The 13,814-nt window shown below is 36.6% G+C and carries 10 protein-coding genes; 6 read left to right on the top strand and 4 right to left on the bottom strand.

Annotated elements, in window-relative coordinates; translation table 11 throughout:
* Positions 1 to 78 precede the first annotated feature (78 nt).
* The 3 genes from KUI_RS05200 to purN are packed head-to-tail and all read right to left on the bottom strand — an operon-like array spanning position 79 to position 4,192.
* Positions 79 to 2,283: a UvrD-helicase domain-containing protein gene (locus KUI_RS05200; RefSeq protein ID WP_014840459.1), complete on the bottom strand. Its 2,205-nt coding sequence runs from the start codon at positions 2,281 to 2,283 to the stop codon at positions 79 to 81.
* Between the two features lie 2 nt (positions 2,284 to 2,285).
* Positions 2,286 to 3,557 carry an RsmB/NOP family class I SAM-dependent RNA methyltransferase gene (locus tag KUI_RS05205; protein ID WP_013521241.1) on the bottom strand — a complete coding sequence of 424 codons (1,272 nt, stop codon included), beginning with the start codon at positions 3,555 to 3,557 and terminating at the stop codon, positions 2,286 to 2,288.
* A complete protein-coding gene (gene purN / locus KUI_RS05210; RefSeq protein WP_013521242.1) occupies positions 3,554 to 4,192 on the bottom strand; it encodes a phosphoribosylglycinamide formyltransferase in 639 nt (212 codons plus the stop codon). The genes KUI_RS05205 and purN overlap by 4 nt, the downstream gene beginning before the upstream one ends.
* A 49-nt stretch (positions 4,193 to 4,241) precedes the next feature.
* On the opposite strand from purN, the gene KUI_RS05215 reads away from it, so the two are divergent.
* The 6 genes from KUI_RS05215 to dut are packed head-to-tail and all read left to right on the top strand — an operon-like array spanning position 4,242 to position 10,921.
* The gene (locus KUI_RS05215) at positions 4,242 to 5,207 is read left to right on the top strand and encodes a bifunctional riboflavin kinase/FAD synthetase (RefSeq protein ID WP_014840460.1); all 966 of its coding nucleotides are present in this window, start codon (positions 4,242 to 4,244) and stop codon (positions 5,205 to 5,207) included.
* Complete coding sequence (ileS, locus tag KUI_RS05220) at positions 5,197 to 8,067, top strand: isoleucine--tRNA ligase (protein ID WP_014840461.1); 2,871 nt, start codon at positions 5,197 to 5,199, stop codon at positions 8,065 to 8,067. Before KUI_RS05215 ends, ileS begins: the two co-directional genes overlap by 11 nt.
* On the top strand, positions 8,045 to 8,614 hold the full coding sequence (lspA, locus tag KUI_RS05225) for a signal peptidase II (RefSeq protein ID WP_014840462.1): 570 nt from the start codon (positions 8,045 to 8,047) through the stop codon (positions 8,612 to 8,614). Before ileS ends, lspA begins: the two co-directional genes overlap by 23 nt.
* On the top strand, positions 8,598 to 9,800 hold the full coding sequence (gene coaBC / locus KUI_RS05230) for a bifunctional phosphopantothenoylcysteine decarboxylase/phosphopantothenate--cysteine ligase CoaBC (protein ID WP_014840463.1): 1,203 nt from the start codon (positions 8,598 to 8,600) through the stop codon (positions 9,798 to 9,800). Before lspA ends, coaBC begins: the two co-directional genes overlap by 17 nt.
* The gene (locus tag KUI_RS05235; RefSeq protein WP_014840464.1) at positions 9,793 to 10,485 is read left to right on the top strand and encodes a DedA family protein; all 693 of its coding nucleotides are present in this window, start codon (positions 9,793 to 9,795) and stop codon (positions 10,483 to 10,485) included. Before coaBC ends, KUI_RS05235 begins: the two co-directional genes overlap by 8 nt.
* Positions 10,466 to 10,921 carry a dUTP diphosphatase gene (dut, locus tag KUI_RS05240; protein ID WP_014840465.1) on the top strand — a complete coding sequence of 152 codons (456 nt, stop codon included), beginning with the start codon at positions 10,466 to 10,468 and terminating at the stop codon, positions 10,919 to 10,921. Before KUI_RS05235 ends, dut begins: the two co-directional genes overlap by 20 nt.
* Before the next feature lie 104 nt (positions 10,922 to 11,025).
* On the opposite strand, the gene KUI_RS05245 is transcribed toward dut, so the two are convergent.
* Complete coding sequence (locus tag KUI_RS05245; protein ID WP_014840466.1) at positions 11,026 to 13,809, bottom strand: lactoferrin/transferrin family TonB-dependent receptor; 2,784 nt, start codon at positions 13,807 to 13,809, stop codon at positions 11,026 to 11,028.
* Between the last annotated feature and the right edge of the window lie 5 nt (positions 13,810 to 13,814).

Genomic DNA, 13,814 nt, shown 5'->3' on the forward strand with positions numbered 1-13,814 from the left:
TCAATAAAATTTGATTTCGTTACGAAATCATAGTTTATATCGATAATACTGTCAAAACAATTTTAAAAATTATAAAAATTAAATTATTGAGAGCTTTGCAACTGACAGAGAAAGTGTTTTAGTTCCCACAGAGAAAAATTGAATCTGGGCTTGAGCATCATCACCTTGCCCTATTATTTTAATAATAACACCTTCACCAAATTTAGGATGAGATACACTCATTCCTATCCTATATGGTGAGTCGGAATGATAAATTTTCTCTTTTGTTTTTGGTGAGGCAAACTCTTCAAAGCTATCTAGACTATATCTAGAGTCTGAATACAGTTGAGGCTTATCGGTAAGCCATTTGACATGGTCTTTAGTAATTTCATCTAAAAATATAGATTTTTTGGTTGGATGAGTCTTACCGTATATTTGTCGTGACATTGTGAATAGCAAGTACAACCTTTTGCGTGCACGCGTCATTGCCACGTACATAAGACGTCGCTCTTCTTCTAATCCGCCAGGCTCAGAAATACTATTATCATGTGGAAATAGACCCTGCTCCAAGCCTGCAATAAACACAGCATCAAACTCTAAACCTTTTGAAGAATGTACAGTCATCAATTGAACGGCATCGAGGTTTCGCTTAGATTGATTGTCCCCCGCTTCTAGACTTGCTGTACTTAGGAATAAAGCTAAAGGAGTCATATTTTTGGCATCCACGCCTTCAATTACTTCAATAGACTTTAGGAAGGCAATACCCTCTTCCTTGCAGAAAACTTTTGCAGCATCAATAAGCTCTGACAGATTCTCCAAACGCTCTTCACCGTCTTGCTCGTTGTTATAGTACTCATCGATACCTGTCTGCTCAATCACAGCCTCTACCAATTCAGGCAATGTAGATTCAGCTGCGACTTCTTGCAATCTCTTAATAAGATAGATAAAACCATTTACTTTTTTCGCAGCCTCTCCATTTAAGCCACCAGCAGCCAAAGCGAGGCTACAACCAACGCTTTTTGCAATCTCATCAAGCTTTTCAATTGTGCGGTTTCCAATACTACGTGCAGGAAAATTAACAACTCTCAAAAAAGCATTATCGCTATTTAAATTATGAATAAGTTGAAGATAGGCTACTACGTGTTTAATCTCTTGACGTTCATAAAATCGTAGCCCTCCATAAACCACATATTTGACTCCAGCCCTTGCAAAGCTGTGCTCTATAGCCCTAGATTGAGCATTGCTTCTATATAAAATAGCAATTTGTCTATGATCGAAACCTTCCCTAATAAGCTGTTTGGTTTCTTCAAGTATCCATTGAGCTTCTTCATTTTGATCATAAAGGCTGGCAATGCTTATTTGTTCGCCCTGCCCTTTATCTGACCACAAATTTTTTCCTAAACGATTTGTATTATTAGCAATAAGTTCATTAGCCGCACACAAAATATGGTTATAGGACCTGTAGTTTTGCTCTAGACGAACTAAATTCTCCTTTGCATATTTACGTTCGAAGTTTCTCATATGCTCCACATTTGCTCCGCGGAAGGAGTAAATGGATTGATCATCATCACCAACAGCAAATATCGAAGTACTTGGTCCTGCAAGTAAATTTAACCACTTATACTGAAGAAAGTTAGTATCCTGAAATTCGTCTATCAAAATATGCTTAAATCTTAAGTTATAGTGTCCTATTATAGTTTTATTATTTTCTAGCAATTCAACTGTTCTTAATAGTAGCTCTGCGAAATCGACTACCCCCTCCTTCTGACACTGTTTTTCGTAGGTTTTATATATTTCAACATATGTTTCGTCAAATTCATACGTTGGGATAACCTGTTCTGCCCTTAATCCAGATTCTTTTTTATTATTAATGCCATATTGAACTTCCCTAATTGGATATAACTTATCATCATCCAATTTCATGCTTTTCAAAATTCTTTTGAGCATAGATTTTTGATCAGCCATATCCAAAATTTGAAAAGCTGCTGGTAACCCAACTTCCTTATGATGAGCCCTTAGAATCCTGTGACAGATACTATGAAATGTACCCACCCACAGACTCTTTGGATTTACGGGAATATATTTTCCTATGCGCTCCATCATCTCTTTAGCAGCTTTATTAGTAAAGGTTACAGCTAAGATCCTCTCAGGAGTGGCAATGCCCTGCTGAACCAACCAAGCTATTCTAGTGGTCAATACCTTTGTTTTTCCACTGCCAGCACCAGCCAACACTAACAAATGCTTAGCCTCGCTAGTTACCGCAGCTAGTTGTTGCTTATTTAGAGAATCTAAAACCGAACTCATCACTAATCAACCTTCTCCATAACTGCCGCAAAGAAACCGTCCGTCCCATGAATATCAGGTCTAAGAACTAGCATATCATCTACGTCTTCCAATCCTGTAATCCTATCTCCTAGAACTTTTTGAGGATTTATCAATTTAAAATTTGTGTTGATTTTAAGAAACTTGTTTATTTGTTGTTGATTTTCTTCTTCTAAAACACTACATGTTGAATAGATTAGTCTTCCACCATTTTTTACGCATTTTGAAGCAGCAGTAAGTATATTGAATTGCAACTCTACTAGCTCACTTAAATCTTTTTGAGTTTGTCTCCACTTCAAATCTGGGTTTCTTCTTAAAGTACCTAGACCAGTACAAGGAGCATCTACTAAAACCTTATCGGCTTTTCCGTGAAGTCGCTTCACCCGCTCCGCATTTTCAGATTTTATCGGTATTAGAGTTACATTACTTAAACCACTTCTTACAATTCTTGGTTTAGCTTTGCCAAGTCTATTACTTGAAGTATCTAATGCATAAAGCCTCCCCTTAGAGTGCATCAATGCCCCAAGTAACAACGTTTTACCACCTGCTCCAGCACAAAAGTCAATTACCCAATCACTTCTCTTAGGGCTAACTAACTGACATAAAATTTGGCTACCTTCGTCTTGTACTTCAACTTTGCCATCAATAAATAAATCCCATCTGTTAATCGAAGGATTTGTTTTTATGCGAATTCCCCAAGGTGAAAATTTTGTGTTTTCGTACTCTTGATTATCAAGTAATCCCCTTGATTTTATCTCCTGAAGAACCTCATCCCGACTTGCTTTCAAAGGATTAACCCTAATATCAAGCGGTGCCTTTTGATTAAGAGCTTCAAGTAAAGACTCATAATTTGGTAGTTTAGAAACCTTATTAAAAAACCAATCTGGCACACTATATTTGATTAAGTCATTTAGAGTTGAAGTGTCTATCTTATAAATTCTTTCAAACCACTCTGCTTGCTCTTCCTTAAGCATAGCAACCACAGACTCCCTAGAACAAACAGAATTAAGCCCTAGAATGGCAAGCCTTTGATTTTCAGGACCTACACCACTTTGAGCAAAATTTCTATACATCCTAAGATTTCTAAGAATATCAAACACCGCTTCGGCAACGATAGCACGATCGCCATGCCCTAGTTTCTTATTAGATTTAAACCAATTTGATAGCACTGAATCTGCTGGATACTTGAATTTCAATACTTCTTCAAGGACTTCAGCTATTTGAAAAACTTTAAGATAGGATAATTTTGCTTTCATATTTCTTCTGAATAAAATGTGGTTTTAACTTCTTTATCAAACTTCACAACCCTATCATCTATTCTTACTATTCCTTGAGTTAAATATTCCACTACTGTAGGATATACCTGATGTTCTACCTTTAAAACTCGATCTGCTAGAGTTTGAGCTGAATCTGATTTAAATACTGGCACGACCCCTTGAGCAATTATAGGACCATCATCAAGTTGTGGATTTACAAAATGAACGGTACATCCATGCACGCATACACCAGTTTTAAGTGCTCTCTCATGAGTATCAAGTCCAGCAAAACTTGGTAGCAATGAGGGGTGTATATTGATTAGCCTGCCCTCAAGCCCATCTACAAACGATGAATTTAAAATTCTCATGTACCCTGCAAGTAAAACATAATCAGGGCTATAAGCAAGAACTTTGTTTAGAAGTTCATAATCAAATTGTGCTCTGTCATATCCTTTTTCCTGTGGCAATGGCACATATTCCACGTGAATTCCATTTTCCTTAGCCCAATTTAGACCTAATGACTTTGAGTTGTGGGAAATAACTGCAACAATCTCAATATTTTTATTAATTTTTGCGCGTTCTACTATCGCTTTCATATTTGATCCGCGACCAGAGATTAAAATAACGAAACGCATTGATATTCCATATCCTTACTAATAAATCAAAAATTTTAATATTTTAGAAGTGTTTAATTCTATCAATCTTCCGCATATTTCTAGAAATCTTTTATCTAATTCGTCGACCTGTCTTACGGTAGGTAATTTTGACGGGGTTCACCTTGGACATCAGTCTATTTTAAAGCTGGTATCACAATCCGCTATAACTAAAGAGTTAGTCCCAAGTGTTCTAACTTTTGAACCGCATCCACGTGAGTATTTTGGAGTAACTGGAAATCGTCCCGAACTTATACCTACAAAAATTCAAGGTCTTAGAGATAAGGTTTTATCCCTTGGTCGATGTGGTATTAGCGAAATTTTTATTCAACGTTTTAATAAAACTACTGCATCCATGCTACCAGAGGATTTTATAACAAGCATATTAGTCAAAGGCTTAAAAGTGAAATCACTTTTTGTTGGAGCTGATTTTCGTTTCGGATATAAACGTAAGGGCGATTCCGAAATGCTTAAATCTGCCTCTAAAAAATTTGGTTTCGATGTTAATTTTATAGATGACATTCTAGATACCAATCAAATTAGATATTCAAGTTCTGAGCTACGTAATGCCCTTGCCTACGGTAATATTTCTCAGGCTTCTCAAATCATGGGTCGGAATTATCATTTCACTGGTCGTGTTATTCATGGAAAAAAACTAGGGGCTAAAATCGGAACTCCAACCATGAATATGAGAGTACCTCAAAGATTTGCTCTTAGGTCGGGGATTTATATTGTTACCGTTAGCGGTTTAAGTGCTGAGCCTCTACAAGCTGTAGCTAATTTAGGAATCAGACCCACAGTAGAAAGTAGTGGTGAAGTATTACTCGAGGTCCATATTCTCGATAGAATCATCTCTGCTTACGGTAAAATTATTAACGTTTCATTTCTCGATTTCATCAGGGATGAAGAAAAATTCCCTTCAGTTGAAGCTATGGCCATTGCCATCCAAAAAGATATAGAAAAAGCAAAAAATTATTTTAAAAAACATGGAATATAAAGATACTTTACAGTTACCAATAACAGATTTTCCAATGCGAGGCAATCTTTCAAAACGTGAACCGCAATGGATAAAAGAATGGATGGATAAGGGTGTCTATCTAGCAATTAGAAAAGCTAGTGCAGGTAGACCAAAATTTATTCTTAATGATGGACCTCCATACGCTAATGGAGACATTCATATTGGTCATGCTGTAAATAAAATATTGAAGGATATTATTATTAAGAGTAAATCCATGGCAGGATTTGATGCACCCTACATTCCAGGTTGGGACTGTCATGGCATGCCAATTGAAATTCAAATAGAAAAGAAATTCGGAAAAAATCTGCCTACTTCTGAAGTACAGTCAAAAGCTCGCGAATATGCTTCTTTACAAGTTCAAAAGCAAATGGAAGGATTTCAAAGGCTTGGTGTTCTAAGTGATTGGGAGCATCCTTATCTAACCATGAACTATCTAAATGAAGCAAATGAAATTCGTGCGTTGGCTCGTATTATCGAACATGGGTATGTTTTCCGTGGATTAAAACCAGTTAATTGGTGTTTTGATTGTCAGTCAGCTTTAGCAGAAGCGGAGGTTGAATATCAAGACCGTACCGATCCAACTATTGATGTTGCCTTTCCTTTTGCCGAACATGAAAAACTAGCACAAGCATTTGGAATTGAATCTGTAGCTGATGGTGCCATAGTAATTTGGACCACTACTCCATGGACTATACCTTCAAATCAGGCTCTTAACGTTGGTCCAGAGACTGAATATGCTTTAGTTAAATTATCTGAAGCACGTCAAGGTACAGGTGAGTTACTGCTCCTAGCCAAAGAACGAGTTCAAGCTTGCTTAGAAAATTGGGGACTTGAAGGGGAAATTATTGCCACATGCATGGGATCTTATTTGGACGGAATCGCTTTTCATCACCCACTATATAAGGCTCACTCTCAATATAATCGACTTTCTCCTATTTACGTAGCCGATTATGTAACGACAGATACTGGTACTGGTATTGTTCACTCTGCACCTGCTTATGGTGTGGATGACTTTATATCATGCAAGTCTCGTGGCTTAACTGATGAGCAAATCATTAGTCCTGTTATGGCAAATGGGGTTTATTCATCCAAACTAGCATTATTTGGCGGTTTAAAGATATGGGATGCAAATCCTAAAATCGTTGACACGCTACACGAACAAGGTGTACTACTAAAAACGCAAAAACTTCAACATAGTTATATGCATTGTTGGCGTCATAAAACACCTGTTATTTATAGAGCTACAAGTCAGTGGTTTGCAGGTATGGACGTTATGCCAAATGACAATTCTGGAACTTTACGCCAAAAGGCTCTTAAAGCGGTTGAGAACACTAATTTCTATCCTTCTTGGGGGCGTGCACGACTTCATGCGATGATTGCAAATAGACCTGATTGGACCTTATCGCGTCAAAGGCAATGGGGAGTTCCCATGGCATTTTTCGTGCATAAGGAAACGGGAGAATTACATCCTAATACAGTAGAACTTTTGCTTAAAGTTGCTGATTTAGTTGAAATAGAAGGTATCGAAAAATGGCAGTCAGTTGAAGTTACTGATTTATTGCCACCAGAAGAAGCAAAAGATTATATTAAAAATTCTGATACCTTAGACGTTTGGTTTGATTCTGGATCAACTCATATAACTGTTAACGGTGGCCGTGATCAGGAATTTAATGGCTCGCATAAGAATGACTTAACTTGGCCAGCCGATCTATATCTTGAGGGTTCTGATCAACATCGTGGATGGTTTCACTCTTCATTACTTACTTCTTCTATGATTTATGGTAGGGCTCCATACAAATCTCTACTTACACACGGATTTGTCGTAGATGGACAGGGACGTAAGATGTCCAAATCTGTAGGTAATGTTATTGCACCTAAGCAAGTTGCTGATACTCTTGGTGCTGAAATCATTAGGTTATGGACTGCTGCTACGGATTATTCAGGCGAGCTTTCTATTTCAGATCAAATTTTAAAACGTGTTGTTGAAAGTTATCGTCGTATACGAAATACGATTTGTTTCTTGCTTGGTAATCTACATGATTTTGATGCTAGTAAGGACTTGATAGATACAGATAATATGTTGGAAGTTGATCGGTATGCAGTTGCTATAGCTTCCCAATTAAGTGAACAAATTACCTCTCTTTATGAGAAGTTTGAATTCCATCCTGCAGTTTCTCGATTTCAAACTTACTGCTCCGAAGACTTAGGTTCTTTTTACTTAGATATCCTAAAGGACCGCTTATATACATGTGCAGCTGACAGTTATGCTAGAAGATCGGCTCAAAGTGCACTCTATCATATAACTATGAATATGATTAAGCTTATGGCACCTATCTTATCCTTTACAGCTGAAGAAGCTTGGAGTGAGATGTGTAAGACTTTTTTACAAAACTCTAACTCAAAAAGCGAATTAACAATCTTTACGCAATTGTTCGAAACATTGCCACAAGTAAATAATAAAGAAGCATTAGTTGAAAAATGGAATCGTATTCTAGAAATTAGAGATTTACTTAATAAAGAACTTGAAAATAAGCGTGAGGCTGGATTAATTGGTTCTTCTCTACAGGCTGAAGTTGTTATAAACGCTCCTAGAGATGATTTTGAGCTGCTCAGTTCATTAGGCGAGGATTTGAGATTTGTATTTATGGTTTCTTATGTTACTTTAAAACAAACCGAGAGTTCAGAAAATTCGTTTGAAATTACTCCATCTACGCACCAGAAATGTGAAAGATGTTGGCATTACAGAGAGGATGTTGGGGCTAATGCTGACCATCCAACTATTTGTTCACGATGCGTAAGTAATTTGTTTGAGGGCGGTGAAAACAGAAAGCATGCATGAGACTTCAAAACAAAATATTTCAAAACTAAATTTGAACGAGAGAGCTCGTAAACTAAAGTTTTTTTATGTGATTTTAGTTTTAGTATGCTTTTTAGTAGATCAATTAACTAAATTTTATTTTGAAACTAATTATGAGCTCGGCGAAAGAGTAAATCTATTTGCGTTTTTTGATTTTATTCTTGCTCATAACAATGGAGCGGCCTTTAGTATGTTTTCAAATGCTGGAGGCTGGCAGAAGTACCTATTCTTAGGACTGGCATTTGGTGTGAGTGCATGGTTAATTTATATGATTAGGAAAAATGTTCTTGATAAGTTCGCCTGCATATCTATGAGCCTTATTATTGCTGGTGCTTTGGGAAATGCCATAGATAGAATTGTTTATGGTTATGTCGTAGACTTTTTACTGTTTTATTGGGATGATTGGAATTTCTACTATCCAGCATTTAATATTGCAGACTCATGCATTACTATTGGCGTTATTCTTCTTATTTTTAATGAATTTTTTTTGAGCAGAAAAAAGCGAGAAATAGATGAGGCTGGAAAATAAAAAAATTTTATTAGGTATGACAGGAGGCATTGCCTGTTATAAGGTGGCCTATCTTTGTCGCAAACTTAAGTCTGAGGGAGCAGATGTAACTGTAGTAATGACTGAAGCCGCAAAAAGCTTTATCACTCCTACCACGATGCAGGCTTTAAGCGGTCACCCTGTTTTTTCTGAGCTTCTTGATCCAAACATGTCTGACTCCATGTCTCACATACACTTAAGTCGTGATTGTGATTTAGTGCTTATAGCTCCTTGCACTGCCAACTTTATCGCTAAATTAGCACATGGTATAGCGGACGACCTTTTAAGTAGTATATGTTTGGCTAGCAACAAAAGTATTGCCATAGTTCCAAGTATGAATTCATATATGTGGACAAATCGAGCTACTCAAAAGAATTATTTTGAGATCACATCGAATGGGATATTTGTTTGGGGACCAGATAGCGGATTACAAGCATGCGGAGAGGATGGATACGGACGCATGCTTGAACCTGAGCAAATTACAGAAGAAGTTGTAGCATTTTTTAAACCTAAAATTATGGAGGGATTACGTGTACTAATTACTGCGGGTCCTACTCAGGAAGATATAGATCCTGTTCGTTATTTAGGTAATAGATCCTCAGGAAAGACTGGCTATGAGATTGCAAAATCGGCATATGAACATGGGGCTGAAGTGCATTTAATTTCTGGTCCTACGTGTCTGGATATCCCCTATGGTGTGTCATCTACACAAGTTTCAACGGCTGTTGAGATGCATAAGGAAGTAATACAAAGAGCTAAGGACTATGATATTTTTATTAGTGTTGCGGCGGTGGCTGATTGGCATCTACCTTATCCGTCTGAACAAAAAATTAAGAAAAATGATGGTGTTGATACTTGGAAGCCAAATTGGGAGTTTCAAAAAAACCCTGATATTTTGGCTGAGGTCGCTTCAATTCCTGACGGTCCATGGTGTGTAGGTTTTGCTGCTGAAACTGAAAATTTAGAAGAATATGGTTCTATAAAAAGAGAACGAAAATCCATACCTCTTCTAGTGGGAAATCTGGCTCAATATTCTATGGGTAAAGATACAACAACATTTTTATTGTTTGATTCAGATGGAATTGAGAAATTTGAAACTCTTCCTAAATCTGAAGCAGCTGATAAATTGATTACTGCCATACATAAAAGATTTAACAAAAATGCATGATTTTCTAATGGTAGCTCAAGAGTATATTTCCAATCATAAAGAGTGGGCGGGAGTTATTATATTTCTTACTTGCATTTGTGAAGCTCAACTTGTTATTGGATTATTTATCCCAGCGACTGCTTTGATGTTATTTACAGGTGGATTGATTGGACTAGAAATTTTAGACCCCGTTGAAATTGTTCTTTGGGGCGTTGCTGGGGCAATTGTTGGAGATGCTATTTCCTTTTATATTGGAAGATGGCTTGGGTGGGATATCACTAAAAAACCACGACTTGCTAGATTCAGACCCATGTTTGTTAGAGCTAAAATGCTCTTTAGAAAATACGGCACTATGTCTGTATTTTTAGGTAGGTTTATGGGACCTATAAGGTCGACCATACCAGCTATTGCAGGAATTATGGGGCTATCTCAAGGAAGATTTCAATTTGCAAATATTATATCTGCAATAATTTGGGTGCCTGTCATGCTATCACCAGGTTACTTTTCAGCTAAAGCCTCCAAACATGTAGTTGAAAATAGTGGTAGTGATATTGGAACTTACTTGACTTATCTTACTGTTATTTTGGGTGTGGTACTTGGTATATTTTTATTTTGGCCATCAAAAAAAGATAACAAAACAAAGGCAAAAATTTTACATTCCAACCTTAAGTCTAAGGAGATTACAGATGACTTTAAAAAAGATTGATATTGTAATTTTAGATTCTAAAATTAAGGATCAATTACCAACTTACGCCACATCGGGATCTGCAGGACTTGATTTAAGAGCATGCATTGATGAGCCTTTAACTATAGAGCCAGGTCAAACTCATTTGGTTGCGACGGGCATTGCCATCCATATAGCTGATCCAGGATATGCTGCTATGATTCTGCCACGTTCTGGTTTAGGTCACAAACACGGCATTGTTTTGGGAAATCTTGTTGGACTTATTGATTCAGACTATCAAGGTCAATTGATGGTTTCTGTGTGGAATAGAGGTTCTGAATCATTTGTTCTAAATCCTTTAGATCGTATGGCTCAACTTGTTGTAGTTCCAATTCAACAAATTGAATTTAATGTTGTAGATTCTTTTGAGACCTCTGAGCGTGCTACTGGTGGCTTTGGAAGTACTGGAGCTAATTAACATCCTTTGTGGCTTCCTATTGATGCCCTATTTGGCATCTAAGTACCCTAAGGGAGAGGAAAAAAATTCATTAAAAAAACCCGTTATAAAAACGGGTTTTATTTTTAATATTTAACTTCTAGACTAAGTGTGAAATTTCTGCCAGGTGCAGCATAACGTGCATAATTAACATTTGTATGTCTATTTATAGCACCATCAGCAGACTGACGTACCGCCTCCCAAGTTAGATACTTATAATCAAATAAGTTATAAACACCAGCTCTAAAAGTTACCAAGTCTTTTATCTTATAGTAGGCACTCAAATCCACTGTATACCAAGATTTAGTAGTCTTTTGGGCTGCTGTTTTATATATAATTTTGCCCTCATAAGCAACTTCTTGCGATAACAACTCATTAAGATTTTTTTGATTTGAAAATGTTGATGTCACATTAAATCCCCATATACCTGCTGGATGGTCATATCCTAGTCCGAAAACCACTCTAGAAGGTTGTAGAGCATCCAGAGCGGCTAAGCCCACATGAATAAATCCAGGGTTATTAAATACTTTATCTGCTTTTATATATGAGTAAGCAATAGTTGCATACGCACCTTCAGGGATTTTTGAATATAGACCATTTAAATCTATCCAGCCATTAACGTTAAACCCATGAAGATTGAAATTTTGAACGTTATAAAATCCGTAAGTTCTTTCTTTTGGACTTTTAGCTATGGATATTAAATCCCTATATTTATCCTTAAAGTAAGTAAATTCGAGGTATCCTGCTTTTGAACTTAATGCTAACCCTACTTCTTGGTTAAAGGATTTTTCTGAATTAAGTTTATGAGCTGTATTGTATCTAGTTGAAGAAGCATCTAAACCAGTTACACGATAACCAAACATCTCCTGAAAAGTAGGTACTTTAAAACCTCTTGATAATCGATAAGTAAAAGCCAACCAATCTAGAGGTCTTATTTCTATACCAGTATCCCACGTAAAGTTTTTAAATTTACCAGCTGATACAAAAGAATCAGACGACTTATAATTGTGATAATCCCATCTAGCCCCAAAACTTAGATCTAAATATTTATTGAATTTAATACTGTCTCTTAACCCAATAAATATATTTCTACCTTCTATGCGTCGAGGTCTACAGTCATTTTCACCAAAAGACCCATCGTACCTGCAGAAATGATCACTGATAAATCTTGGATTAGTCATCTTATAAATAATTGGGTCTTCTTTTGTACCTTGGTAGGATTTTTTTTCATCCGCATACTTCCAGTCGACCATAAAATATTCGCGATATAAATCCTTTATTTCAAGCACAGATTCAGATTTATCAAAACCAGTAGTTATACGAGCATCATGTTTAGTTTTAGCAATTTCAAACTGCTTTGCCAAATCTAATAAAAATATATTGTGCTTTTCTTTATATACATTTCGCTCAGAAAAATATGAAGAGAAGGGCTTGCTTGAATTAGGTCTACAATTCTTATCAATATTTGGATACTGACTGCAATTATGGTCATGTCTTAGGGTATCCAGTTCTATATCCTGAGTGTTATATGAAAAATTTACATTATTTATAAACGCCTCAGGGTTATAGAATTTATATTCAAACCCTAATCGCTTCTTCTCATGATGCTCATCAAAAAAGCGTGATTTCGCCCAATTAAAAGATGTAGCACCCTCACTATCTCCATATGCCAATGCAGATAAAGGCCCCAAACCTGGAACTGGTATACCCTTAGTTACGTTAACTGCTGATCCGTACTTTATACCATCATGATTAGACCAATAGGACCTATACGTCATATCACGAGTATCATAGTTTTGTTTTGTTTTTTCATAAATCGCCCCAACATAATTTTGAGAATTTATATTGAAACCCAATTTAAGAAGCAACGAATTGGTTTTATACTCCATAGGATCAGGCACTACTCTTCCTGGACCAGTATATTCCCCAGATTTAACCCTCAGTTTCTCATCCCACGAGTTGTAGTATTGAGCTATCTCCTCTGGAGTCATATCTCTATTTGGCAATGTGAAAGGCGGTTTATTCAAAGATAATTTATAAGCATGAAATACATCATCGGACCCATCAACCTTAAGCCAACCATATTTAGACTCTGTGTTTGGAATTGGAGATGAAAAATCGTAAAGATCCGTATAAGAACGAATTCTTGTGAAGTTATGTTCCATATCATAAATCGCTTTATGGGGTTCCGTTTCCTTCCCTCTTCGATTTGTGAATATAGCCAAACCTTCAAAACCCTTAAATTTTCCTGCTAATGCTACAGAATTTAATAGCTGCTTATTTTTACTACCATAGCTGGATTTTGTCTGTAATCCCCAATTTTTGCCTGGCTTAATTACATCACTTGCATCTTTAGTTTTAAAGCTAACTGCACCACCTAATGAACCACTCCCGAATTCAGCAGAGCTTGCTCCTTTACTGACAGTAACGGCACTTACATTTTCAAATTCAATCTCATTAATTGATCCGCTACCATGAATTTGAGCATTATATGTGTGCATATTAGCTTTATTATTGTAGGATTGAATTTGAGGAATGCCATCCACAATAACAGCTACTCGATTCTTATCCACACCACGGATAGAAAAGCCACTACTAGCTCCTCTACCCTGTTCAACAATAGAAATTCCTGGGTCATATCTTGCTAAATCACGAATTCCTAATACTTGTTCTTTGCTTAGCGATTCGTATGATTTAACAACTTTTCCTAGACCCGTAACCTCATTGTCTTTTTTTGTAACTGTCTTCGTTCCAACAACTTCAATGGTCTCAAGATTAGCCGAGTTATCTTTGTTTTGTCCAAACGCAGTCTGACTAAAGAATATAGAGGCAACTAAGCTTATTGCAATAGGATTTAAATAACGGCTCATCTAAA

This window comes from Taylorella equigenitalis ATCC 35865 (assembly GCF_000276685.1).
GTDB classification, from domain to species: domain Bacteria; phylum Pseudomonadota; class Gammaproteobacteria; order Burkholderiales; family Burkholderiaceae_B; genus Taylorella; species Taylorella equigenitalis.